Origin of the sequence: Streptomyces viridiviolaceus (assembly GCF_014650995.1) — a bacterium.
In the GTDB taxonomy this organism is placed as follows: Bacteria; Actinomycetota; Actinomycetes; order Streptomycetales; family Streptomycetaceae; genus Streptomyces; species Streptomyces viridiviolaceus.
Window position 1 is genome coordinate 124,895 of record NZ_BMWA01000012.1, and the last position, 24,851, is coordinate 149,745.

At 72.0% G+C, this 24,851-nt stretch carries 20 protein-coding genes, 1 pseudogene and 1 riboswitch; of the genes and pseudogenes, 12 read left to right on the forward strand and 9 right to left on the reverse strand.

Annotated elements, in window-relative coordinates; all coding sequences use genetic code 11:
- Positions 1–8 precede the first annotated feature (8 nt).
- A complete protein-coding gene (locus IE260_RS19195; protein ID WP_189873496.1) occupies positions 9–1,628 on the forward strand; it encodes a DUF5691 domain-containing protein in 1,620 nt (539 codons plus the stop codon).
- 260 nt (positions 1,629–1,888) lie between these two features.
- Here the strand turns inward: IE260_RS19195 and icmB are convergent, their stop codons facing one another.
- The gene (icmB, locus tag IE260_RS19200; RefSeq protein WP_189873498.1) at positions 1,889–2,305 is read right to left on the reverse strand and encodes a coenzyme B12-dependent isobutyryl CoA mutase small subunit; all 417 of its coding nucleotides are present in this window, start codon (positions 2,303–2,305) and stop codon (positions 1,889–1,891) included.
- 535 nt (positions 2,306–2,840) lie between these two features.
- Here icmB and IE260_RS19205 point away from each other — a divergent pair.
- Both IE260_RS19205 and IE260_RS19210 read left to right on the forward strand, forming a co-directional pair.
- Positions 2,841–3,773: an esterase/lipase family protein gene (locus IE260_RS19205; protein ID WP_189873500.1), complete on the forward strand. Its 933-nt coding sequence runs from the start codon at positions 2,841–2,843 to the stop codon at positions 3,771–3,773.
- Between the two features lie 189 nt (positions 3,774–3,962).
- Entirely contained in the window at positions 3,963–5,522 is a 1,560-nt protein-coding gene (locus IE260_RS19210; protein ID WP_189873502.1) for a M23 family metallopeptidase, read from the forward strand.
- A 59-nt stretch (positions 5,523–5,581) separates the two neighbouring features.
- Here IE260_RS19210 and pcrA read toward each other — a convergent pair whose 3' ends face one another.
- Positions 5,582–8,065 carry a DNA helicase PcrA gene (gene pcrA, locus IE260_RS19215; RefSeq protein ID WP_189873504.1) on the reverse strand — a complete coding sequence of 828 codons (2,484 nt, stop codon included), beginning with the start codon at positions 8,063–8,065 and terminating at the stop codon, positions 5,582–5,584.
- 247 nt (positions 8,066–8,312) lie between these two features.
- A riboswitch (cyclic di-AMP (ydaO/yuaA leader) is annotated at positions 8,313–8,468 on the forward strand.
- Between the two features lie 8 nt (positions 8,469–8,476).
- On the opposite strand from pcrA, the gene IE260_RS19220 reads away from it, so the two are divergent.
- Both IE260_RS19220 and IE260_RS19225 read left to right on the forward strand, forming a co-directional pair.
- The gene (locus tag IE260_RS19220) at positions 8,477–9,667 is read left to right on the forward strand and encodes a C40 family peptidase (protein WP_189873506.1); all 1,191 of its coding nucleotides are present in this window, start codon (positions 8,477–8,479) and stop codon (positions 9,665–9,667) included.
- A gap of 26 nt (positions 9,668–9,693) precedes the next feature.
- Positions 9,694–10,693, forward strand: a pseudogene (locus IE260_RS19225) (tellurite resistance/C4-dicarboxylate transporter family protein).
- On the opposite strand, the gene IE260_RS19230 reads toward IE260_RS19225, so the two are convergent.
- Entirely contained in the window at positions 10,671–11,024 is a 354-nt protein-coding gene (locus IE260_RS19230) for a hypothetical protein (protein ID WP_189873508.1), read from the reverse strand. The pseudogene IE260_RS19225 and the gene IE260_RS19230 overlap by 23 nt on opposite strands.
- A gap of 251 nt (positions 11,025–11,275) precedes the next feature.
- Between IE260_RS19230 and IE260_RS19235 the strand changes: the two genes are divergently transcribed.
- Positions 11,276–12,325 (forward strand): C40 family peptidase, encoded by a 1,050-nt coding sequence (locus IE260_RS19235; protein ID WP_189873510.1) that lies wholly within the window; start codon positions 11,276–11,278, stop codon positions 12,323–12,325.
- A gap of 19 nt (positions 12,326–12,344) precedes the next feature.
- On the opposite strand, the gene IE260_RS19240 is transcribed toward IE260_RS19235, so the two are convergent.
- On the reverse strand, positions 12,345–13,088 hold the full coding sequence (locus IE260_RS19240) for a LuxR C-terminal-related transcriptional regulator (protein WP_189873512.1): 744 nt from the start codon (positions 13,086–13,088) through the stop codon (positions 12,345–12,347).
- Positions 13,085–14,377: an ATP-binding protein gene (locus tag IE260_RS19245; RefSeq protein ID WP_189873514.1), complete on the reverse strand. Its 1,293-nt coding sequence runs from the start codon at positions 14,375–14,377 to the stop codon at positions 13,085–13,087. Before IE260_RS19245 ends, IE260_RS19240 begins: the two co-directional genes overlap by 4 nt.
- Positions 14,378–14,556: 179 nt before the next feature.
- Here IE260_RS19245 and IE260_RS19250 point away from each other — a divergent pair, with 179 nt between their 5' ends.
- Both IE260_RS19250 and IE260_RS19255 read left to right on the forward strand, forming a co-directional pair.
- Positions 14,557–15,972, forward strand: a complete 1,416-nt coding sequence (locus tag IE260_RS19250; RefSeq protein WP_189873516.1) for a PspC domain-containing protein — start codon at positions 14,557–14,559, stop codon at positions 15,970–15,972.
- Positions 15,959–16,204 carry a hypothetical protein gene (locus IE260_RS19255; protein WP_189873518.1) on the forward strand — a complete coding sequence of 82 codons (246 nt, stop codon included), beginning with the start codon at positions 15,959–15,961 and terminating at the stop codon, positions 16,202–16,204. The genes IE260_RS19250 and IE260_RS19255 overlap by 14 nt, the downstream gene beginning before the upstream one ends.
- Before the next feature lie 9 nt (positions 16,205–16,213).
- On the opposite strand, the gene IE260_RS19260 is transcribed toward IE260_RS19255, so the two are convergent.
- Both IE260_RS19260 and IE260_RS19265 read right to left on the reverse strand, forming a co-directional pair.
- Positions 16,214–16,732 (reverse strand): DoxX family membrane protein, encoded by a 519-nt coding sequence (locus tag IE260_RS19260; protein WP_189873520.1) that lies wholly within the window; start codon positions 16,730–16,732, stop codon positions 16,214–16,216.
- A gap of 322 nt (positions 16,733–17,054) precedes the next feature.
- Positions 17,055–18,362 carry a hypothetical protein gene (locus tag IE260_RS19265; protein ID WP_189873523.1) on the reverse strand — a complete coding sequence of 436 codons (1,308 nt, stop codon included), beginning with the start codon at positions 18,360–18,362 and terminating at the stop codon, positions 17,055–17,057.
- A 167-nt stretch (positions 18,363–18,529) separates the two neighbouring features.
- On the opposite strand from IE260_RS19265, the gene IE260_RS19270 reads away from it, so the two are divergent.
- Entirely contained in the window at positions 18,530–19,420 is an 891-nt protein-coding gene (locus IE260_RS19270) for a DUF4429 domain-containing protein (RefSeq protein ID WP_189873525.1), read from the forward strand.
- Between the two features lie 17 nt (positions 19,421–19,437).
- On the opposite strand, the gene IE260_RS19275 is transcribed toward IE260_RS19270, so the two are convergent.
- On the reverse strand, positions 19,438–20,241 hold the full coding sequence (locus IE260_RS19275) for a class II aldolase/adducin family protein (RefSeq protein WP_189873527.1): 804 nt from the start codon (positions 20,239–20,241) through the stop codon (positions 19,438–19,440).
- A 146-nt stretch (positions 20,242–20,387) separates the two neighbouring features.
- Between IE260_RS19275 and IE260_RS19280 the strand changes: the two genes are divergently transcribed.
- Positions 20,388–20,861 (forward strand): pyridoxamine 5'-phosphate oxidase family protein, encoded by a 474-nt coding sequence (locus IE260_RS19280; RefSeq protein WP_189873529.1) that lies wholly within the window; start codon positions 20,388–20,390, stop codon positions 20,859–20,861.
- A 9-nt stretch (positions 20,862–20,870) separates the two neighbouring features.
- On the opposite strand, the gene guaA is transcribed toward IE260_RS19280, so the two are convergent.
- Complete coding sequence (guaA, locus tag IE260_RS19285) at positions 20,871–22,451, reverse strand: glutamine-hydrolyzing GMP synthase (protein WP_189873531.1); 1,581 nt, start codon at positions 22,449–22,451, stop codon at positions 20,871–20,873.
- Between the two features lie 227 nt (positions 22,452–22,678).
- Between guaA and IE260_RS19290 the strand changes: the two genes are divergently transcribed.
- A complete protein-coding gene (locus IE260_RS19290) occupies positions 22,679–23,098 on the forward strand; it encodes a chorismate mutase (RefSeq protein ID WP_268254927.1) in 420 nt (139 codons plus the stop codon).
- A gap of 673 nt (positions 23,099–23,771) precedes the next feature.
- Entirely contained in the window at positions 23,772–24,776 is a 1,005-nt protein-coding gene (locus IE260_RS19295) for an LAETG motif-containing sortase-dependent surface protein (RefSeq protein ID WP_189873535.1), read from the forward strand.
- The last annotated feature ends 75 nt before the right edge of the window (positions 24,777–24,851 follow it).

Here is a 24,851-nt window from a genome sequence, read left to right on the forward strand (position 1 = left end):
GGAACCGCATGACCACGCCGACTTCCGCGGACGTGCCCGTGACGGGCATCTGGGAGGAGCTCGTCACCTCGGCGCTGCTCGGCACGGACCGGCGCACTCCCCCGGGCTGCGCGCCCGGCCGCGCGGCTCCGACGGCGCTGCTGGACACGGCGGCCGTGGAGACCGTACGCAGGCGCGCCGGACTGCGCCCGGCCCGCTCGGCAGAGCGTCTGGAGCGGGCGCCGGAGGATCCGCGCCCGCCACTGCCGGCCGCGGCGGCCCGCAGGCTCACCATGCTGCTCGCCGACCGCCCCGGCACGGCGGGCGGCGGCCGCCGAGGCACGGCGCCCGACCTGATGGAGCTGCTGCCCCAGTGGCTGGCGGCGGCGAACGCCCGGGGTTTCGCCGCGCCTCCCCAGACGTTGCCGGCCCTGCTCGACGCGGCACGGGGGCGTACGGACCTGCGTCCGGCGGCGCTGACCTTCGCCGGGCCGCGCGCCCTGTGGCTGGCCCGGCTCAACCCGGACTGGCGGTTCGCCCTGCGCGCCGCACCGGGCGGAGGCGCCGCGCTGCCACGCCCCGAGGACACGGACCGGGTGCGGCAGCTGTGGGAGGAGGGTCTGTTCGCCGAGCGCGTCGCCCTGCTGGCGGCCCTGCGCGCCCGTGACGCCGTCGGCGCCCGCGAACTGCTGGCCTCCACCTGGTCGACGGAGCGGGCCGAGGACCGCCTGATGTTCCTCGACTCGCTGCGGACGGGGCTGGAGCCCGAGGACGAGCCCTTCCTGGAACAGGCACTGGCCGACCGCAGCCGCAACGTGCGGGCGACGGCGGCGGAGTTGCTGTCCGCACTGCCGGGCTCGGCGCTCGCCGCGCGGATGGCGGCCAGAGCCCTGACCTGCGTGGCCGTCGACCGTACGGGCACCGCACCGATGATCACGGTGGAGGCGCCGCACGAGTGCGACGCGGGCATGGAGCGCGACGGCGTCATACCCAAGCCTCCTGCGGGACGGGGTGAACGGTCCTGGTGGCTGGGCCAGTTGGTCGAGTCGGCACCGCTCGGGACCTGGCCCGCACGGCTCGGCGGACGGACGCCCGAGGAGATCGTCGCCCTCCCCGTGGCGGACGACTGGCAGGGCGAGCTGCACGCGGCGTGGTGCCGGGCGGCGGTACGGCAGCGGGACGCCGCGTGGGCGAGGGCGCTGCTCGGTTCGCCGACGGCACCCGAGGCCGGAGGGCCGGGAGCGGTGTCCCTGGCCGAGCGTGCCAAGCTGCTCGGCACACTGGACGCCGGCGAACGGGCCGAGTGGGTCGCGGGGTTCATCGCGACGCACGGCCTGTCCGAGGCGTTCCAGCTGCTCGGCATGTGCGCGGTGCCGTGGGCCCCGTCGCTCGGGCGGGCGGTCGTCGACGCGCTCAACATCGCTCGGGACGCCGGGAGTTATCCCTGGAGTTTCAGCGGTGTCATGGGACTGGCCGAGCGCTGCCTCGACCCCGCGGAGGCGGGCCGGCTGGACGGCCTGCTGGCGATACCGGACGAATCGGAGGACGCTTCACCGGGGGCGGGCGGGTACTGGGCGGAGGCGTTCCAGCGCCTGGTCACGACGTTGCGCCTGCGCGCGGCGATGGCCGAGGAGCTTCGGGCGGGCTAGGGGGTGACCGCGTACTGGTCGTCCTCAGGTGTTCGCCCGGCCCGGCGGTGGGGCACCAACCGCCACCGCACCACCCGCGCGAGCGAAGCCGAGAGCGGGGAGGGTGCCCCGGCGTCGCGGGGCGGGAACGGCTCTGCGGACACCCCGTAGAGGATCCGGCGTCGACGGGGTTGCCCTCCCCCGGGCCCTTCGGCCCGAGGGACCGCAGACCCGAGGGACCGCAGAGCGGCGGTCGGCACCCCGTCCCGGCCGGGCGGCGCCTATGCCTGCGCCGGCTGGCGCACGTTCGCCCGTACCCAGTCCACGATCGACGCCGTCGTCGCACCGGGCGTGAAGATCTCCGCGACGCCCTTCGCCTTCAGCGGGGGGATGTCCGCCTCGGGGATGATCCCGCCGCCGAAGACCAGGATGTCCTCCGCGTCCCGCTCCTTGAGCAGGCCGATCACGGCGGCGAAGAGCGTGTTGTGCGCACCGGAGAGGATGGACAGCCCGATCGCGTCGGCGTCCTCCTGGATCGCGGTGTCCACGATCTGCTCGGGGGTCTGGTGAAGCCCGGTGTAGATGACCTCCATACCGGCGTCGCGCAGCGCCCGCGCGATCACCTTGGCCCCGCGATCGTGGCCGTCGAGCCCCGGCTTGGCCACCACCACGCGGATCGGACCGGCTGCCACACCCATCACTGCCTCCATGAAGCGACTACATCCATCCGTACGGACAAGTACCGCACACATCACCCACGCCGTACACAGAGGCACGGCGTGCACGAGGGGCACGTTGTGCAGGGATGCCCGTTCTGCAGGGCGCGCATTCCGCACGCGCCCCCACGGCACCCGGCACAGACACCCCGTTCCACGGCGTCCGGGGAAGTGAACGAACGTTATCGCCAGCATCCCGCAACCGGCAGTTTCGCGGTGGATACAGAGGGGGAAATCACACGTGGGACACGTTCCGCCGCGCACCTCTTCGAGGGTGGCGGGGGACATGCGCAAGGAGAGCCGCAGCGAGGGCAGCGCGGCGGGAAGCCGCGCCGCCGCACCACAGGACACCACTCACCCGATCGCACCACTGGCACCAGTTGCTCCCTATCCATCGCAGGGGCAGACTCAGCTCACGGCAACCTCGCAAACACCGTCGACCGCAGGTGTCACGGCTCTCCACGAGGGCACACGGGGACAGAGGCGTTCCTCCGCGTGCCGACAAGGAGGTCGGCCCATGATGGTCACCAGAGCAGTTTCGCCCTTCCTGCCGCTCTGCCAGCGTCTTCTGCCTGATCTGCCCGCTCTTCCGGGGAGGCTGACGGGAATCTCCCTGACCCTCCTCAAAGCCACGGCGCTGGAGATCGCGATCCTCGCCGGGCATCTGCTGCTCTATCCCTACGGCATCGCCCAGGAACGCCGGTCCGGTCCCGCCATCCCGTCGCCCAAGACGCCGGGCGCGGCGGGCTGCCCGGAGTCGACCGAGTTGCAGACCGCGTCACCCACGCCGCAGTTGCCCACGCGCGGCAGCCCCCCGGTCGTCCTCCTGCACGGCTTCATCGACAACCGCTCGGTCTTCCTGCTGCTGCGCCGCAGCCTGGCCCAGCACGGCAGGCATCAGGTCGTGTCGCTCAATTACTCACCGCTGACCTGCGACATCCGCACCGGCGCCGAGCTGCTGGGCCGGCACATCGAGGAGATCTGCGCCCGCACCGGCAGCGAGCAGGTCGATGTCGTCGGACACAGCCTCGGCGGGCTGATCGCGCGTTATTACGTGCAGCGACTGGGCGGTGACGCACGGGTCCGGATGCTCGTGACGCTCGGCACCCCGCACGCCGGCACCCGCGTGGTGCCGCTGGCCAACGCGCACCCGATCGTCCGCCAGATGCGCCCCGGCTCCGCGGTGATCGAGGAGCTGGCCCTGCCCTCACCCGGATGCCGTACTCGGTTCGTGAGCTTTTGGAGCGACCTGGACCGCGTGATGGATCCGCTGGAGACGGCCTGCCTCGACCACCCCGACCTGTCGGTGCAGAACGTGCGCGTGAGCGGCATCGGCCATCTCGCCCTGCCCGTGCACCCCGCCGTGGCCACAGGCATACGGCAGGCCCTCGACACCACCGTGCCGACCGCCGAGAAGGACAGCCGCGCCGACGGCCTGACCGTCGCCTGACACCCCGAACACCTGTCGAACGTTTCTCGAACAGAAAGCCAAACCCGCGTCCGTCGTCCGCCAAAACACGGCCGATTGCCCGTTTCCTGCGCACGCGAAACCTGCCGAAGATTGTCGTGCCCGTATACCGCCGGGTACAGTCGCCGCACTGCTCTGGCAGCCCCTGTTGTCGAGGCGAAAGAGAAGTTGGTGAACGACCGTCACCCGTCGGGGACCATGACCACCCCGGCCTCGGCTTCCGACGCCGACCCGGCGCACTACGCGTCGTACGGCACCGAGGAAGCCCAGTACGGCGACCTCACCACGTACGGCGGCTACGCCGCCACCGGTTTTGCCACTGGCCACCACGCCACGGCGGCCTTCCACGCGGACCCCCTGTTCGGCAACTTCCCGGGCCAGGACACCGGCGCGTACGACACCAGCGGCGCGTACGACACCACGGGTGCGTACGACGCCACCCAGTGGTCCACCGGCAGCCACCAGACCCTGGACTACGACCAGTACGCGGCCCCGCAGCACACCGCCTACGACACCGGCGCCTACGACGCGACCGCGTGGACGGCCGGGTACCAGCAGCCGGTCTCCGTGCCGGCGCAGGCCACCGGTGAGGCGAGCGGGCAGTGGGACACCGGAGCCTGGGCCCAGTCCGACCGGTCCGGCGAGCCGGCCGACCCGACCCAGCAATGGGAATGGGGCACGCAGACCTTCGGCACCGGTGTGTTCGACACCGGCGCCTACGACGCCACGCAGTGGAACTCGGACGGCACGGCGGAGAGCACCGCCGACAGCCCTCCCCCGCAGGACACCTACGCCTCCCCGCCTCTCGACCAGCAGACGACGGCGACCTTCGCCCAGCTCCCGCAGGACGAGGAGCAGGACGAGTCCGCAGGGGACGACGAGTCGGCCGCCACCGGCGAACTGCCCACCGTGACCACCCTGCTGGACGACCAGGAAGAGACCACCCCGGCCCGGATCCCGGCCCCTCGTGGCGCATCCCGCGGCGCGGCCCGTTCCCGCCGCCGTCAGCCCGCCAGGCGCTCGGCGCTGCTGACCGTCGCCGTTCCCTCGGCCTGTGTGATGGGCGTCGCCGGAATCGCCGCCGCGTCGGTCGGCAACCTCACCGGCGGCGACGAAGGCCAGGACACCACGGCGTCCGCGGCGGACGCGCAGCCGGTGAAACCGTCCACCGCCAACAACAAGCTGGACACCCAGCTCGCGAGCCTCTCCGCAGGCGCCGACGACTTCGCCGACCGGGCCAGCCGGACCCAGGAGCGCATCGACCTCAAGGCGCAGCAGGAGGCGGAGAAGAAGAAGGCGGCGGAGGAGGCGGCCCGCAAGGAACGGCTGCGTCCGAAGTTCGCGCTTCCGGTCGCTCAGCACGGACTGAGCGCGTACTACGGCCAGGCGGGCATCAACTGGATGTCCGTGCACAGCGGCATCGACTTCCCCGTGTCGTACGGCACCACCGTGATGGCCGCGACCGACGGCACGGTCCGTACGCAGTGGAACAGCGCGTACGGCAACATGATGATCGTGACCGCGAAGGACGGCACGGAGACCTGGTACTGCCACCTCTCCAGTTACCGGGTGCCCTCCGGCACGACCGTGAAGGCGGGCGATGCGATCGCCTACTCCGGCAACTCGGGCAACTCCACCGGACCGCACCTGCACTTCGAGGTGCGACCCGCCGGCGGCTCGGCGATCGACCCGCTCTCGTGGCTGCGCAGCCACGGGCTCGAACCCTCGTGACGCAGTAACGTCCCACCGGACAGGTGGGCGGGCCCCGCCGGTCGGCGGGGCCCGTGCCGTCAGAGCTTCTCCACCGGCGCGTACCGCAGCAGCAGGCGCTTGGGCTTGGTGTCCCCGAAGTCGATCGTCGCCTCGGCGTTCGCCCCCGTGCCCTTCACCGCGACCACGGTGCCGAGTCCGAACTGGTCGTGCGTGACCCGGTCGCCCACCGCCAGCGAGACCGTCGGCTTCTCGGCGGTGGTCCGGCGGGTGGCGAAGCCGGACGCGCCCGACGCCGAGGAGCGGGAGCGGGACGACGACAGTGAGGCCGCCACACCCGAGACCGGCCCGGAGGACGAGGGCGCGCTCGCCCCGGTCCGCTTCCACTCCACGTGGGGCGCCGGGATCTCCTCGAGGAAACGCGAGGGCGGGTTGTACGAGGGCTGCCCCCAGGCGCTGCGCAGTGTCGAACGCGTCAGGTACAGCCGTTCCTGCGCGCGGGTGATGCCGACGTACGCCAGGCGCCGCTCCTCCTCCAGTTCCTTGGTCTGGCCGAGGGCGCGCATGTGCGGGAAGACGCCGTCCTCCATGCCGGTGAGGAAGACGACCGGGAACTCCAGGCCCTTGGCGGTGTGCAGGGTCATCAGGGTGACGACCCCGTCGCCGTCCTCCTCGTCGGGGATCTGGTCGGAGTCCGCGACCAGCGCGACCTTCTCCAGGAAGTCGGCCAGGGTCCCGGCCTCCTCGCCCTCGGCCCGCTCCTGCTCGAACTCCAGGGCGACGGCCGCGAGTTCCTGCAGGTTCTCGATGCGGGTCTCGTCCTGCGGGTCGGTGGACGCCTGCAACTCCGCCAGGTAGCCGGTGCGTTCGAGGATGGCCTCCAGCACGGTCGCCGGTCCGGCGCCGGACTCGACGATCGTCCGGAGGTCCTCCATGAGCGTGTTGAACCGCTTGACGGCGTTCGCGGAGCGCGCGGCCATGCCGTACGCCTCGTCCACGCGCTTGAGCGCCTGCGGGAAGCTGATCTTCTCGCGCTGGGCGAGGGCGTCGATCATCGCCTCGGCCCGGTCGCCGATGCCCCGCTTGGGGACGTTGAGGATGCGGCGCAGCGGCACCGAGTCCTCGGGGTTGGCCAGCACCCGCAGGTAGGCCAGGACGTCCCGGACCTCCTTGCGCTCGTAGAAGCGGACCCCGCCGACGACCTTGTAGGGCAGGCCGACGCGGATGAAGACCTCTTCGAAGACACGGGACTGGGCGTTGGTGCGGTAGAAGACGGCGACGTCGCCGGCCTTCGCCTGCCCCGCGTCGGTGAGGCGGTCTATCTCGTCGGCGACGAACTGCGCCTCGTCGTGCTCGGTGTCGGCGACGTACCCGGTGATCCGCGAGCCGGCGCCCTGGTTGGTCCAGAGGTTCTTGGGGCGGCGGGACTCGTTGCGCTCGATGACGGCGTTGGCCGCGCTGAGGATCGTCTGGGTGGAGCGGTAGTTCTGCTCCAGCAGGATCGTCGTCGCGTCCGGGTAGTCCTCCTCGAACTGGAGGATGTTGCGGATGGTGGCGCCGCGGAAGGCGTAGATCGACTGGTCGGCGTCGCCCACCACGCACAGCTCGGCGGGCGGGACCTCGGCCTCCGGCGGCACGTCGACGGGGTGCTCGGTGGTGCCGACGAGCTCGCGCACCAGGGCGTACTGGGCGTGGTTGGTGTCCTGGTACTCGTCGACGAGGACGTGCCGGAAACGGCGGCGGTAGTGCTCGGCGACGTCCGGGAAGGCGCGGAGCAGGTTGACCGTCGTCATGATCAGGTCGTCGAAGTCGAGGGCGTTGGCCTCGCGCAGCCGCGACTGGTACAGGGCGTACGCCTGGGCGAGGGTCTTCTCGAAGCCGTCGGCGGCCTGGGCGGCGAAGTCCTCCTCGTCGATCAGCTCGTTCTTCAGGTTGCTGATCTTGGCACTGAAGGACTTCGGCGGGAAGCGCTTGGGGTCCAGGTCGAGATCACGGCAGACGAGCGCCATCAGACGCTTGGAGTCGGCGGCGTCGTAGATGGAGAACGACGACGTGAAGCCGAGCCTCTTGGACTCCCGGCGCAGGATGCGCACGCACGCGCTGTGGAACGTCATCACCCACATCGCGTTCGCGCGCGGGCCGACGAGGTGCTCGACGCGCTCCTTCATCTCGCCCGCGGCCTTGTTGGTGAAGGTGATCGCGAGGATCTGGCCGGGGTGGACGCCCCGGTCGGCCAGCAGGTGGGCGATGCGATGGGTGAGCACGCGGGTCTTGCCGGAGCCGGCACCGGCCACGATGAGCAGGGGGGAGCCGGAGTGGACGACGGCGGCGCGCTGGTTGTCGTTCAGCCCCTCCAGGAGCGCGGCCGGGTCCGTCGCGGGGCGGGGGGCGCCGTCCCGGTAGTGCGTGTCCCGCTCCGGTGGCACGTCGAACTTCCCGCCGAACAGATCGTCCGGGACCGACTCCGGAAGGTGATCGTCCTCGGGCGGCGGCGGGGGTTCCTCCTCGTGCCCGCGGGGGGCCTGGAGGCTCGCCAGGAAGCTGTCGTCAAAGAGGCTGCTCATCGCTCTACGAGTCTAGGGCGCCCCACCGACAACCTGCCGCCGTCCGGAAAACCTGGCCGGTATGTCCCGGACCGGCACAGCACTGACACGCGGCGTCACCCAGCGTGAACCCCGGAGCCGAGGTCACGAAAATGTATCGGGCATATCACCCACCAACCTTCACAGGCGCCACACGAGTTGGCTACGGTGCGGGCGGGCCGTGCGACCCCCACCGGCGAACCCCGCCGGGCCGCGCGGCCTCCGCCGAGTCCGGCACGCGCCCGCGCAGCGACCGGAGCCGGGGACCCACCGAGACATTGGGGTGAATCGGCCCACACCTTCGTGGCGGGCCGTAGGGCAACCCTTCCGAACCACCCCCGCCCGAACCCGACAGCTAACCCGGTAGGCGGTTCAGGGAAGGAGTCGCCTCACTTGGTGTCGCACCGCAAGCCGCGCCCCTCGGGCACGCGCGTCGCAGGCATACGGACCCCCGCGCTGGCCACGGCCGCCCTCACCTCCGTGGCGCTGCTCTCGCAGTCGGCCAACGCCGCCCCCTCCGACGACAGGCCGAGCCTGGAAGAGGTCGAGAAGAAGGTCGACGACCTGTACCGCCAGGCGGGGGCGGCGACGGAGAAGTACAACGCGGCCAAGGAGAAGACCACCAAGCAGCGCAAGCGCGTCGACACCCTCCTCGACGACGTCGCCCAGCGCACCCAGCGGCTCAACGAGGCGCGTGAGGAGCTGGGGTCCTTCGCCGCCGCCCAGTACCGCACGGGCACCGCCGTCCCCGACACCGCGACCTTCCTGCTCGCGGACTCGCCGCAGGACTACTTCGACCAGAACCAGCTGATGAACCGGCTCACCGGCCGTCAGAAGGAAGCGGTCGACGACTACATCACGCAGCAGTCCGAGACGATGGAGAAGCGGCGGGAGGCCACCGAGAGCCTCGAGACGCTCACCGACTCGCAGGACGACCTGAAGACGGCCAAGGCCACCGTCCAGAAGAAGCTCGCCACCGCGCGCGAGCTGCTGTCGACGCTGACCGCCGAGGAGAAGGCCCGGCTCGCGGCGATCGAGAAGAAGAAGCAGGAGGAGGCCGCCCGCAAGGCCGAGGAGCTCGCCCGGCAGCAGGCCGAGGAACAGCAGCGGCAGGAACAGGAGCGCGAGCAGGCCGCCCAGCAGGAGAGCGGCTCGTCCGGCAGCTCCGGCGGCTCCGGGGAGACCGCCACGGACACCGGATCGTCCGCGTCCGACTCCTCGTACGCCACCAAGGCCGAGAAGGCGCTCGCCTTCGCCCGCGCCCAGATCGGCAAGCCGTACGTCTGGGGCGCCACGGGCCCCGACTCCTACGACTGCTCCGGCCTCACCCAGGCCGCCTGGAAGGCCGCGGACGTCACACTGCCGCGCACCACCTACGACCAGGTCGCGGCCGGCACGACGGTCCCGATCTCCCAGGCACAACCCGGCGACCTGGTCTTCTTCTACGACGACGTCACCCACGTCGGCCTCTACATCGGCAACGGCATGATGATCCACGCCCCGAAGCCGGGCACGTACGTGCGCGAGGAGTCGGTCTACTACGACGGCGAGTCGTCGATCCACAGCGTGGTGCGCCCGGCCTGACCCGCGCCGATCCCTACGATCGGCCCATGTCGTCCGGGACCTGCCCCCTGCGCGCCTGGTGGGCTCAGCGTCCACCGGCGGCCGGGGCCGCCGTGATGGCGACCGGCATCGTGTCGGTCGGCCCGCACCTGACAGGACACGAGTTCCTGTCCCGGGTCGCGCTGGTCCTGGCCTGCGCCGCCTGGCTGGGGCTGGCGGTGAACTTCGTGTCGCTGCTGCTCCACCGCGCGACGTGGATCACGCAGGCGGGGACGCCGGGCGCGCTCACCGCCGTCGCCGCGACGACCGTGCTCGGCACCCGTTTCTCCCTGCTCGGCCGGCAGCCCCTGGCCGAGGCGCCGCCGGCGCTGGCCGCGGTGCTGTGGCCGGGGGGCTGCTCCTGCTCGTCGTACGGCACTGGGAACGGCGTATGCGGGGGGTGTTCCTGGGATGTGCGGCGGCGGAGGGGCTCGCCGTGCTCGGTGCCACGCCGGCCGCGGCCACCTCGACGGCGTGGCTCGCGCATGCGGCTCTGGTGCCGTTCCGGCTCGGGCTCGCGCTCTATCTGATCGCGCTCTTCCGCTTCACCCCCCGGCAGGTCGCCCACGGCGCCGGGGACCACTGGGTCGCGGGCGGCGCGCTCGCCATCTCGGCGCTCGCGGGGTCCGAGCTGCTCGCCGCCGAGACCGGCATGTACCTGTGGAACGCCGACGACCGCGACGTCCTGCGCGACGTGACCGTCACGCTGCTCGTGCTCGACCTCGCCTGGTACGCCGTACTGCTCGTCGCCGAGTTCGGGTGGCCGCGAACCGCTACGACGTCCGCCGCTGGTCGACCGTCTTCCCGCTCGGCATGACGGCGGCGGCGACGCTGTCCGTCGCCGCCGCCGTCGACGTCCCGTGGCTGGACGGGCCCGGTCAGGTGCTGCTGTGGGTCGCGGTGGCCGCCTGGCCGACGGTCGCCGCGGGGGCGGTCGTCTCGGCCCGGGCCGCGCTGCGGTCCACGGGCGCCGACGCCCCGGAGGTCAGGTCCACAGCACCGCGATGAAGATGTTCGCCAGGGTCAGCAGGCCCACCAGGCCGAACAGGGGCTTGTCCACCTTCTCGTCGTCCCGCTTCACGTAGACGAGGCCGAGGATCACGATCAGCACGGCCAGCTTCACGCCGATCTTGATGTTGTTCACCGACTGGTCGTCGGCCTGGTTGAGGCCGACCAGGATCACTCCCGTGACCAGCATCGTCAGCGCGCCGTGCAGCATCGCCGGGCCGAAGCGGGCCGTCCCCTGGCCCATCGCCTTCATCTGGGTCAGGAAGCCTCCGAGGAGCGCCGCGATACCGACGATGTGCAGGCCGACGAAGAGGTGGATGAGTACGTCCATGAGGCCGGAGCCTAATGAGGCCCCCGGACAGGCTCCGACACCGGGCCCGCCGGCAAGAAGGCGCCCTGCACGCTCTAGTCGCATATATGCGACGGACCGCCGATCACATACGGTCACGCAGTGACTCTCTCGTGTCACTTCCGCACATCCCGTCACCGTCCCGGCGCGGCCGGGCCTAGCGTCCTGCACCGGACGACCGGATCCGCACGGACCGGGCGGTCGTACGAGTCGTGGAAGGACGTGGATCACTGGTGGCAGCGCACCGCAGGCCACGACAGCGCGCGACGGGCGGCGGGGCGGCCCGGACCGCCGCCACGATCACGCTCGCGGGCGCGGCGACCGCGACCGGGCTGGGCGGGACGGGGCATGCCGAGCCGGACCCGACACCCGAGCAGGTCGGGGCCAGGGTCGACAGGCTGTACCAGGAGGCGGAGGTCGCCACCGAGAAGTACAACGGCGCCAAGGAGAAGGCGGACGCCGCCGAGCGGCGGCTGGAGGGACTGCGGGACGAGGCGGCCCGCAAGGAGGACCGCCTGAACACGGCACGGGAGGCGCTGGGTTCGGTCGCCGCGGCGCAGTACCGCAGCGGCGGCCTCGACCCCGCGCTGCAGCTCGCGCTCTCCGCCGACCCCGACCGGTACCTCGACGGCGCCGCGTTCGTGGAACGCGCGGGCAGCCGCCAGACGGCCGCAGTCGAGAAGGTGCGCAAGCAGCTGCGGGAGATCGAGCGGCTGCGCGGAGCCGCCCGCGTCGAGCTGAGCTCGCTGAAGTCGCGGCAGGCCGAGCTGAAACGGCACCGGAAGACGATCACCGACAAGCTGGGCGCGGCACGCCGGCTGCTGTCCCGGCTCACGGCGGAGGAACGCGCCGGACTCGGCCACGGCGCGGACCGCGCCTCACGATCGCCGTCGGGAGCGCGCGAGGGCCTGTCCGCCTCGGCACAGGCGCCCGACTCCCGCGCCGCGGCCGCCGTGTCGTACGCCCACCAGAAGCTCGGCAGCCCCTACGTGTGGGGCGCGACCGGACCGGACGCCTTCGACTGCTCGGGCCTCATCCAGGCCGCCTACCGCGCGGCCGGTGTCTCCCTGCCCCGCACGACCTACGCGCAGATCGACGCCGGCCGCCGCGTCGCCCGCTCCGAACTTCTCCCCGGCGACCTGGTGTTCTTCTACTCGGGCATCAGCCACGTCGGCATCTACGTCGGCGACGGACAGATGATCCACGCCCCGAACCCCTCGGCACCGGTGCGCCTGGCACCGGTCGACCAGATGCCGTTCGCCGGGGCGACCCGGGTGGTGTGAGCCGTCCGGCCGCAGGCCGTCACACCAGCCGGCGTGCCGTCGCCCAGCGGGTCAGCTCGTGCCGGTTGGACAGCTGGAGCTTGCGCAGCACCGCCGAGACATGGGACTCGACCGTCTTCACGGAGATGTACAGCTGCTTGGCGATCTCCTTGTACGCGTAACCGCGGGCGATGAGCCGCAGCACCTCGCGCTCCCGCTGCGTCAGGCGGTCGAGGTCCTCGTCCACCGGCGGGGCGTCGGTGGAGGCGAAGGCGTCGAGGACGAAGCCGGCCAGGCGCGGGGAGAAGACCGCGTCGCCCTCCTGGACGCGGAAGACGGAGTCGACGAGGTCCGAGCCGGTGATCGTCTTGGTCACGTATCCCCTGGCGCCGCCCCGGATCACGCCGATCACGTCCTCCGCCGCGTCCGAGACAGACAGGGCGAGAAAGCGCACGGGCTGCTCGGCGTCGGCCATCAGCGGAGCGCAGCGGCGCAGGACCTCCACCCCGCCGCCGCCCGGCAGGTGCACGTCGAGGAGCACCACCTCGGGCCGGGTCGCGGTGATCACCGTGACCGCCTGGTCGACGTCGGCGGCCTCGCCGACGACCTCGACGCCGGTCTGCGCGGTCTGGCCGATCTCGGCCTGGACGCCCGTGCGGAACATCCGGTGGTCGTCGACGAGGACCACCCGCACATGGCGCCCTTCCGCGCCGCCCGCCGTCCGCGCGGACTCGGCCGCCTCGTCCGCTCCCGCCGTTCCGTGTCCCTCGGTCGGGTCGCTCATGACGTCTTCTCCGCCCTCTCCATCTCCAGCTCGACCTCCGTGCCGCCGTCCGGCACCGCGCGCAGCCGCGCCGTGCCGCCGTTGCGCTCCATGCGGCCGATGATCGATTCTCTGACACCCATGCGGTCGGCGGGTATCGAGTCCAGGTCGAAGCCCGGGCCGCGGTCGCGGACGGACACGAAGACCGTCCTGCCCTCGACTTCCGCGTAGACCTGCACGGCGCCGCCCTCGCCACCGTACTTGGCCGCGTTCACCATCGCTTCGCGCGCGGCCTGCATCTGTGCGCCGGTCCTCTCGTCGAGCGGGCAGTCGCCGACGACGACCACCTCGATGGGGACGCCGTGCTTGTCCTCGACCTCCGCGGCGTTGCGCCGCACCGCCTCGGCGAGGGTGCTGGGTTCGTCCTCCTCGTCCTTGCCGTTGCCCTCGGGCTTGTAGAGCCAGGCGCGCAGGTCGCGCTCCTGGGCCCGGGCCAGGCGGCGCACCTCTCCCGCGTTCTCCGCGTTGCGCTGGATCAGGGTCAGGGTGTGCAGCACCGAGTCGTGCACGTGGGCGGCGACCTCCGCCCGCTCCTGGGCGCGGATGCGCATCAGCCGCTCCTCGGAGAGGTCCTGCGTCATGCGGACCAGGTAGGGACCGGCGAGCAGCGTGATGCCGACGAGGACCGCGAGCGCCGCCTGCAGTACGGAACCGAGGTGGGCCGCGGACCCCTGGAGGACGAAGATGGCGGAGACCCCGGCGGTCACCAGGAGCACGCCGGCCACGGAGCGCAGCAGCGTGACCGTGCGCCGGTGCCGTCCCACCTCGGCCCAGCGGGCCCGGCGGGCGTTGTCCGCCTGGCGCCAGACGAGGGCGACGCCCGCGCCGACGAGCACGGTCGGCCAGAGATAGGCCTTGGCGCCGCCGCCCAGATTGACGTTGCCGACGAAGACCATGGCCACGACGACCATGAGGAGCAGGGCGACTATCTGCCCCTTGTCCGGCTTGCGGGCGACGATTCTGCGGCGGCCGTCCGGCGAGGTCTCGGTCGTGACCAGGGAGGGCGGTTTCTGTGCGTCGACGCCGCCGACGCCGAGCGGTACGAAGAACCAGAAGGCCGCGTACAGCAGCGCGCCGAGGCCGTCGGCCATGAACAGGCCGACGAAGACGAGCCGAACCCAGATGACGGGCAGCCCGAGATGCCCGGCGAGCCCCCGCGCCACGCCACCGAGCCAGCGTCCGTCGCTGCTGCGGTAGAGCTTGCGCGGCGGCCGCGGTTCGACGAGGGGTGCTGCTGCGGCTTCCGGCATGCCACTGATGGTCACACGGCCGCAGGCACGGAGCATCAGGGTCCGCCCCGGAGACTCCCCTGATCTTCGGGCGGCGGGGCCGTCGAACGCTCCCCGGGCATCGCCTCAGGGCCGATCTCAGGGTCCGACCAGGGTCGTACCGACTGCCACCACGGCGCCGCGCCCGTCACCATGGACCCATGACAGATCACGAGCACGCCGCGACGGGTCCGGGACCCGGCTCCGGCCCGCGCACCCCGCCGGGCGCCGGTCCGCAGGATGCCGCACCCGCCGCGGATGCCGCACCCGACGCCGGCGCCTCCGCCGGCCCGGGCGCTGCCGATCCGCCCCACAGGTTCCGGCGCGACCGGCGGTACAAGACGCTCGCCGGCGTGTGCGCCGGTCTCGGGCGCCAGTGCGACATGGATCCGGTGATCTTCCGGATCACGCTCGCGGTGCTCTCCGCGACCGGCGGCCTCGGCCTCATCTTCTACGGCTTCGCCTGGCTCCTCGTCCCCTACGAGGACGAGGAGGAGAACGAGGTGCGCAAGCTGCTGACCGGCCGGGTGGACGGCCAGGCGCTGGCCGCCGTGCTGTTCGCCCTGGTCGGCTGCGGAGTGTTCCTGACCATGCTGAACAACGGCGGGGTGCTCACCTTCGCCGTCGTCCTCTCCCTGCTGCTCGCGGGCGCCGGGTACTGGTCACGGCAGCGCGGTGCCCCCGGGCCCGACCCGCTCGCCGCCCAGGCGGTCGCCGACGCCCCGCCGGAGGCCCAGGCTCCCCCGGTCGCCGTCACCTACCCCTCCTGGTGGCGCGACCCCATCGTCAAGGACGGCACGCACTTCGGCGGCACGGGATACCTGTGGGGCCCCGGTGACTCGTACGACCGGGACGTCGCGGCGGCCGTCGGCATCGGGCTCGGCGGGCACGGGAGCGGCCGTACGGACCCGCGCGGCCTGCGTCCCCGGGCACCGAGACCGCGCGGCCCCCGTGGCATCGGCGGCTGGGTCTTCCTGGCGGCCCTCGTCGCGGGCGGCCTCGGCACGGGGCTGACCTGGGACCAGCAGCCGCTGGGTACCAGCCTGCAGACCGGCCTGGCCTGTGCGCTCGGCGTCTTCGGGCTCGGCATCGCGGTCAGTGCCTTCCTGGGACGCACGGGAGCCGGTTCGGTCTTCCTCGCGATCATGACGGCGGGCCTGCTCGCCGCCTCGGCCGCCGTGCCGAAGGACATCGGCACCCGGTGGACGCACGGCAGCTGGGAGCCCACCACGGTGGCCGCGGTCGAGGAGCGGTACGACGTCGGCGCCGGCACCGGCACGCTGGACCTGTCCCGGCTCGATCTGGCCGGCGGACAGACCGTCAGCACCCGGGCCGAGGTGGGCGTGGGCCGAATACGGGTGATCGTGCCGCAGGACGTGACCCTCCGGCTGAACATCGAGGTGGGCGTGGGTGACATCCAACTTCCCGGAGACAGCGGTGAGGACGTGGACGTGGCACCGGGCAAGCACAAGGAGGTGACCCTGGCCCCCGCCAGGGGCGGCAAGGACACCGGCACGCTGGACCTCGACCTCCGGGTCGGCGTCGGGCAGGCGGAGGTGAGCCGTGCTGCGTCATGAGTTCCAGCCCGGACGGCTGCTGGCCGGCGCCTCCCTGGTCCTGGCGGGCGTCATCTACGCGGGCGACGCGGGGGGCCTCTGGGAGACCCCCTGGTTCGTGCTGATCCCGATCGTCACGGGTGGTCTCTGCCTCGCCGGCGCGGTGGGTGTCGTGACCGGGACCGTGCGCCGACGCCGCCGGGCGCTGCGCGCGAAAGCCGACGCGGCCCGGTCGGCGGACCTCCCGGGCTGACCGGGGAACCTAGCGGTACCCGCCCAGACGATGCCGCCGCCGGGAGCGCAGCGCCGCATCCAGCGACAGCAGGGGGGCGCCCGCGAGCACGAGCGGGATCCAGGCCATCAGGTAGACGAGGTCGTTGCCGTAGTAGTACGGATCGGAGGCCCAGCTGACGGTCAGCCACAGGCTGAGCGAGATCAGGGCCCCGCCGAGTGCCGCGAGGCGGGTCAGCAGACCCAGCAGGGTGCCGATGCCGACGGCCAGCTCGCCGAGGGCGATGGCGTATCCGAAGCCGGTCGGATTCTTCAGGGCGAGGTCGACCAGGGCCGGGACGGCGGAGGAGTCGCGGACGGCACGCATCATGTCCCCGACGGAACCGGCACCGGCGTCCTTCATGAAGGCGCTGTCGGTGAGTTTGTCCAGACCCGCGTAGACGAAGGTGATTCCCAGGAACAGCCGGAGCGGCACAAGCGCGTACCGGGTGGCACTGTCGCGCCAGTCCCGGCCGCCGTCGAGGCGGGACGTGTGTGTGTCCGTCCCCATACCGTGAGTAATCATTACCAGCCCCTCTCGCCCGCACGTGCCGAGACCCCTTCAAGAGACCATACGTATGACGCGAAGGCCGGGCTCAATCCTCATCCGGCCGCATTCTTTCGAACGGGCGTTTTTCCGGCCGGATATGCGGCAACCGGGCGTTCACGGGTTGCCCGGCGTGGGCGCGGGCCGGGGGTGGGTCGCGCGGCCCGGCGCCGACGGAATGCCGCGGCCCACCACGCAGGCGAACCGCGCTGCGCGCACCCCCACCGCACCCGCACCGGCCGCCGCAGGCACCCCGCGCAACTGCCGGAGGCACCCGCGGACGCGGTCACTCCGTCACATCGATCGCATACCCGTTCGTCTCGACCCCCGCCCCCGTGACCACCTGGACCTCCACCCGCCCCGGCTCCACGTCCGCCGGCACCGGTACCGTCAGCAAGGTGTCCGTGGGGTTGCGGAAGCCGCCCGTCACCGGGACCAAGGGCACGTGGACATGCACCGTGCCGATCCGGACGACCATCCGCGACAGGCGGTCCGCACGCTGCGCGCCCGGCGGCACGAAGCCGGCACCCCTGATCTCGATGTCGTCCCCGGTGCGGATCGGCGCGTCCAGGTCGCCGGCCTCCCGGGCACGGACCACGGACAGGATCACCGGCCGCCCGCCCTCCGCGTACTTCCCGGCCACGTACGTCGCCGCCGAGATCAGCACCACCACCGCCAGTCCCCACGGCAGATCCGGCAGCTGTTCGGGCCGCCGCGCCAGCCGGACGGCCGCGAACGCCAGGGCGACGGCGCTGATCACGACGTACTGGATGTCGGCGAAGGCCCCCCGCCCCGCGTCGTCCGTCAGCAGGTCGGCCGCCCGGGGCCGGTCCGCCCGTACCTTCTGCAGCCGCTGGCCGAGCACCCGCAGCCCGACCACCCGCCGCACCAGCACCGCGATCCCGCACACCACGGCCAGCACGGTCACGACACCGGCAGCGCGCGCGAGTTCCAGTCCGGAGATCAGCGCGTCGCGCCTGGCGTGCCCCGAGGCCGCCGCCAGCTGCCCGACCAGCACCAGCACCGCGTACGCGACGAACAGCACCCAGACCGCGGCCACGGCCCGGGACGTGGACAGGCGGTTGTCCTCGCCGATGACCGGGGCCAGCGCGCCGCCCCGCGTCCGGTGGAACCAGGACGCCGCCGTCAGCGCGCCGGCCACGACCAGCGCCGCCGCCAGTCCGGCGGTGCGGGCCGCCGTCCAGCCGGCGCCGATCGCGGTGAGGGACTGCGTGAGCAGCAACAGCACGACCGCCGCCCACACGGCACCGGCCGTGCGGCGCCACAGGCCCGCGAGCCAGGCGTCGCCCTCGGTCCGGCCGCGTTCGGCGACGAGTTCCGCGGACTGGGTCAGTTCCTCCGACACCCACTGCCGGGAGGCCGAGTCCGAGTGGGCCACCGCGGCCGGCAGCCCCTGCCCGGCCGCGAACTCGTCCCGCTTCAGCAGGAATGCGGCGACCGCACGCCGATGCCCCTCACGGGCCCCGTGCGGGCAGTCCCCGCACGTGCAACCGCCCTCGTGCGAGCCGTTGCGCAGGCCCGCGCACGCACCCCCGTCCGAGCCGCCACCGCGTCTCGCCTCCTGCACCGCCACGCCCGACGCCCGCCTTCCCGAAGCCTGCGACAACACCCGTAACTCTCTTGGGACGACAGCGAATTGTGCCGTACACCACCTCGCCCGAGCCCGTCGCCCCCGGTCCGCTCTGCTCAGCGCGGGTGACGCGCGGACCACCGTGTTGACCCGACTGCGAGAATTCCCTTATGGCCGAGATCATCCAGCGCGACGGGACCTGGGCCTTCGACGGCAGCACGGTCAGGATCACGCCGGGTCTCCACCGCTCGGTGCCGCTGTTCCGGCAGACGTACGGAGAGGTCTCCGTGCCCCTGGAGGCGATCTCGGGCATCGTCTTCGAGCCCGAACGCAAGCGCGGACGCCTCCGCCTCAGGCTGCGCGAGGGCGCCGACCCCCTCCTCCAGGCGACCGGCGGCCGGCTCCCCGACGCCGCGGACCCCTACCGGTTGACGGTGGACACCGACCGCGCGGGGGTCGCCGAGTACGTGGCCGAGGAGGTCCGCCGCGCGCTGCTGCTCGACCAGGTCCCCCAGGAACCCACCCGCGCCTACCTCCTGCCCGGTCCCCCGGTGCCGGTCTCCGTCCGGTCCTCCGACGGCACGGTCTCCTTCGACGGCACCCGGGTGCGCATCGACTGGGCCGACACCTCCGCCCGCGTCAAGCGCGCCACCGGGCCGCGGATCATCGACCTCGACGACGTGGTGCGGGTCGAGTGGCTGCCCAACTCCGGGTACGAGGACGGCTTCCTGCGCTTCGTCACCCGGGAGACGGCGTCGGCCAGGCTGCCGCCGGAGAAGGACCCGTACGCCCTGGACCTGTGGGGCAGCGCCCGCCGTGACCTGCTCACCGCGCTGGTCGCCACGGCGGTCACCGCCCGGCTGCCGCACCCGTCGACCCGCGCCGCCGTCACGTCCGACGGGTCCGCCCGGAGCCGGCCCGCCCCCGCCGTACCGCCGCAGGCCGACCACCACGACGTGCTCCTGCGCCGGCTGCGCGAGCTGGGCGAACTGCACCGCAGCGGCGTCCTCACGGACGAGGAGTTCGCGCTGACGAAGGCAGCCGTACTGCGGGGCTTCTGAGGTTCCCGACGGGGGGGTCAGCCCAGCAGGTCGGGCTCGCCGCGGCTGACCTCCTGCCACAGCGGCTGGTAGTTGATCCAGGCCACGAGGTCGCCGCCGAGCTGCTCCCGTGTGGCCACCGCCTGCTTGTGGTCGATCAGCACCGGCCGGCCCGCCGCCTTCGCGGTCAGCTGGACCTGGCAGGACCGCTCCATCGACAGGAACCACCAGGCCGCCGCGTCGACCGAGTCGCCGACCGTCAGCAGCCCGTGGTTGCGCAGCACGAGAGCCTTGCGGGAGCCGAGCGCGTTCGCGATGCGCCGGCCCTCCTCCACGTCGACGGCGACGCCGGAGTAGTACTCGTAGAGGGCGTGGTCCTCGTAGAAGGCGCAGCTCTCCTGGGTGATGGGGTCCAGCAGGTCGCCGAGGGCCGAGAGCGCGCGCCCGTGCACCGAGTGGCAGTGGGCGACCGCGACGACGTCCGGCCGGGCGGCGTGGACCTGGGAGTGCACGGTAAAGGCGGCCTGGTTGACGTGGTGGCGGCCGTCGACCACCTGACCGTCGGCGTTGGCCAGCACCAGGTCGCTCACCGTGATGTGCCTGAACGGCATGCCGAACGGGTTGACCCACAGGCAGTCGGTGAACTCGGGATCGCGTGCGGTGATGTGCCCGGACACCCCGTCCTCGAATCCGTACCGCCCGAAGATCCGCAGTGCGCCCGCCAGTCGTTCCTTGCGGTGCCGGCGCTCGTCCTCGACCGATTCGTGCATCGGCGGCATCGCGAACGTCAGCTTGTCGATGGGCAGCGGCGGGGGCGGAGTGGCCCCGGGCGTCCCGTGCATGTGTCCTCCGGCACTGGATTGCTTGACGATGCGGAAATTACCGTCGGTCAGCCCTGGGGGGCAGGACTGTTTCGTAAATCAGCGAAGAAGAGACACACCCCGAATACCGGACAGAAGCTGTCGGGTATGGCCGCCACACTGGCCGTATGACAGCGAACTGGGCCTCCCTCACCGCCGCCGAACCCGAACTGGCCGCCACCGTCGAGACGCGCTTCGGCGCGTACACGCACCACACGCTCGCGACCCTGCGCAAGGACGGCTCCCCCCGCACCACCGGCCTGGAGGTGCGCTTCCTGGACGGGGAGCTGTGGCTCGGCATGATGCCGGGTTCGCTCAAGGCGCTGGACCTGCGCCGCGACCCGCGTTTCGCGCTCCAGGCGAACCCCGGCGAGGGCACCGGCATGGGCGGCGGCGACGTGCGGATCAGCGGACGGGCGATCGAGGTCGAGGACGGGGAGAGGAAGGCCCGGTACGTGAAAGAGGTGGAACCGCCGCAGCCGTTCCACCTCTTCCGCACCGAGCTGACGGAGGTCGTACGGACCTACGTCGAGGACGACGCGTATCTCGTCGTCCAGGTCTGGAAGCCCGGAGAGCCGGTGCGCACTCTCAAGCGGACGTGACCGTCGGGACTACTCCCACTCGATCGTCCCCGGCGGCTTCGACGTCACGTCGAGGACGACCCGGTTGACGTCCTTGACCTCGTTGGTGATCCGGGTGGAGATCCGGGACAGGACGTCGTACGGCAGCCGCGACCAGTCGGCCGTCATCGCGTCCTCGCTGGAGACCGGGCGCAGCACGATCGGGTGGCCGTAGGTGCGGCCGTCGCCCTGGACGCCCACGGACCGCACGTCCGCGAGGAGGACCACCGGGCACTGCCAGATGTCGCGGTCGAGGCCGGCCGCCGTCAGCTCCTCGCGGGCGATGGCGTCGGCCTCGCGGAGCAGGTCCAGGCGCTCCTTGGTGACCTCGCCGACGATCCGGATGCCGAGGCCGGGACCCGGGAACGGCTGGCGCTGGACGATCTCCTCCGGCAGGCCCAGTTCCTGGCCGACCATCCGGACCTCGTCCTTGAACAGCTTGCGCAGCGGCTCGATCAGCTTGAACTCGAGGTCCTCCGGCAGGCCGCCCACGTTGTGGTGGGACTTGATGTTGGCGGTGCCGGTGCCGCCGCCGGACTCGACGACGTCCGGGTACAGGGTGCCCTGGACCAGGAACTCGACGGCCGGGCCCTCGTCCGCGATGATCTCGGCCTGCGCCTGCTCGAAGACGCGGATGAACTCGCGACCGATGATCTTGCGCTTCTCCTCGGGGTCGCTGACCCCGGCGAGCGCCTTCAGGAACCGCTCCTCGGCGTCGACGACCTTCAGCTGGACGCCGGTCGCGGCGACGAAGTCCTTCTCGACCTGCTCGGTCTCGCCCTTGCGCATCAGGCCGTGGTCGACGTAGACGCAGGTGAGCTGGGAGCCGATGGCCTTCTGGACCAGCGCGGCGGCGACGGCGGAGTCCACACCGCCGGACAGGCCGCAGATGGCCCGCTTGTCACCGACCAGCTCGCGGATCGCCTCGACCTGCTCCTCGATGACGTTGCCGGTCGTCCAGTTCGGCTCCAGGCCCGCGCCGCGGTACAGGAAGTGCTCCAGGACCTGCTGGCCGTGCGTGGAGTGCATGACCTCGGGGTGGTACTGGACGCCGTAGAGCTTCTTCTCGTCGTTCTCGAAGGCGGCGACCGGGACGACGTCCGTGGAGGCCGTGACGGAGAAGCCCTCGGGGGCGGCGGAACAGGCGTCGCCGTGCGACATCCACACGTCCTGCTCGGCCGGGGTGCCCTCGAAGAGGGTGGAGGACGAGCGGGAGACGTGCAGGTCGGTGCGGCCGTACTCACGGGCGCCGGTGTTGTCGACGGTGCCGCCGAGGGTCTGCGCCATCAGCTGGAAGCCGTAGCACATGCCGAAGACGGGAACGCCGGCCTCGAAGAGTCCGCGGTCGAGCTGCGGGGCACCCTCCTCGTACACCGACGAGGGGCCGCCGGAGAGGATGATGGCCGCCGGGTTCTTGGCGAGCATGTCCTCGACCGGCATGGTGCTCGGCACGATCTCGCTGTAGACCCGCGCCTCGCGGACGCGACGGGCGATGAGCTGGGCGTACTGCGCGCCGAAGTCGACGACCAGAACGGTGTCGGGGGCGGCGGCAGCGGGAGTCGCTGATGACACGGGGTGCCTTCCGGCGGTTGGGCGGGGGTCTTGTACTTCCCGATTCTACCGAGCCGGCCGTGTGGCACGTCCCGCCCAGGGCGTCGCCCCCGCGGCCTCCCTCCGGCCCCTCGCCACGTCTCACCATGCGAACCCGCTTGGACACCGTCCGTCTCCAGGGCATACTGGGCCCATGCTCACGCACTCGACCTTCCTCTTTACCTATGGCAACCGGCCCACCGGCTGCCATGGTCGTGCTGCTTGAGCAACTGACAAGCGACTTCCCAGGCGCCCCGGGCCGACAAGGTCCGGGGCGCCTGGCGTTTCCCGGGTCCTGTCGCTCCGGGGCCGCCTCCCCCGAGCCTTCAGAGGAGCCCCTCATGACCATCCCCACCGAGGAGAAGACCGGCGCCCACACCGCCGAGGCCGCCGACGTGATCACCGGCGCCCGCGAGCGCATCGACGCCCTCGACGACCGGATCATCGGCCTGATCCAGGAACGGATGGCCGTCTCCGCCGTGATCCAGGAGGCGCGGATCACGTCCGGCGGCCGGCGCGTGAACCTTTCCCGCGAGATGGAGGTCCTCGGCCACTTCAGGGAGGCGCTGGGCAAGCCGGGCACGGCGCTGGCCATGACGCTGCTGGAGCTGTGCCGGGGTCGCATCTGAGTTCGGGCGCCTTCTCACCCGTACGGCGCCGTGACCAGGCCCCGACGCGCTTCGTTGGTCCCGGTGTCCGTGCCAGCCAGGGGCGGGCCCGAACAGAACCACGCGTGGCTCGCTGGAGCGATGAGACGTACGGATCGTGCCGTGCGTCGTGGGACCTCGCTCCAGGTAAGTGACCGGACGGCAGGGGACAGCAGCCCGGTCACCAAGAGAACGGTCGGCTCCGGGGACGCCCGGGGCCGACCGGCGGAAAACACCCAAGTCCTACTCCGGGCCGGACGGTTGCGGAGGCACCTGCCGTCCAGCACGATGCGGTACGGAGCCCACCGAGTCCCCCTGTACGCGGCCCCCTCACAACTGCACGGTCAGCAGAGGCAAGCGGCGCGACCCCCCGGCGCCGCTCCCCAGGCACCGGCGCCGCCCTGACGCCGGTGCTGGCTGAAGAAGGGCCCCGCGGCTCAGGTCCCGCGGGGCCCTTCGCTTCGTTCCGGGGGCGTAGCGGGCCGTCCGGCAAGTGACGTAGGCCACATAAGAATTCTGTGAGTGCGGGGACAACCATTCACAGCTTTCACCGATCAAACGTGCTGAACCAAGGGCCACAACCGCGCCCCACACGCGGGGCCTCCCTGACTCGCACGTACTGCGCCCGCAGTACGCCGGACTACCTGAGGTCTTCATGAAGCTTCGCCGCGCCATGGCAGCAGCGGCCGCGACGGCAGTGATTGCACCGGTGGCGCTCCTCGCTGCTCCGGCCGCGTACGCGACCGGCGACACGCCGTCGTCCCCGTCGAGCAGCTCCGCCAGCGAGACCACCACGCCCGAAAGCACGCCCCCGACCGATTCGGCGTCCCCCAGCGCGTCCGCGAGCGAGACCACGACGGCCGCGCCGAGCGACTCCCCGAGCGCTTCTCCCAGCACCTCCGCCCCGGAGTCCCCGGCGCCCAGCACCTCGGCGCCCGAGTCCCCGGCGCCCAGCACCTCCGAGCCCGAGGAGACGGAGTCCCCGGAGCCCGAGCCGTCCGTGTGCGAGGACACCAAGGTCGACGTCAGCATCACGGGTCTGCCGGGCAAGATCGCGGCGGGCAGCGGCTGGCACAAGTTCTCGCTCAACGTGGCCAACAACTCCGACTCCACGCTCCAGAACCTGGAGTACCTGGCGGGTGCCTCCTCCGACCAGTACGGCGAGGACCTGTTCGAGAGCAAGCAGGTCAGCCTCCAGGCCTGGAACCCCGAGGACAAGATCTGGGAGGACCTCAACGAGTTCGGTTACGCGGTCGGCTACGTCGGCTACACCGACGAGCTGGCCCCCGACTACGAGGTCGACATCCCGATGCGCCTCAACGTGAAGGCCAGCGCCCCGGTCGGCGCCGGCTTCACGCTCGGCGCGACGATCTACGGCGACGCCGACAGCGAGTGCTTCGGCTTCGGTGACGTGGCGTACAAGTTCCAGATCGTGGCCGCCGGCTCGGACACGGACGGCACCAAGCCGCAGGAAGGCGGCAAGGCTCCCGTCACCAGCGAGAAGCCGTCCGGCAACACCCCGCAGGTCACCGGCAGCCTCGCCGAGACCGGTTCCAGCTCCGCGCTGCCCATGATCGGCCTCGCCGGCGGGCTCGCCGTCGTCGTCGGTGGCGGTGCGGTGTTCGCGGTGCGGCGGCGCAAGGCCGGCGCGGACGCGTAAGGCGGGAGACGTCGGCTGAACAAGGCTCGACGCAAGACGGGGAAGGACCTGCGCTCGGAGGGGGGCGCAGGTCCT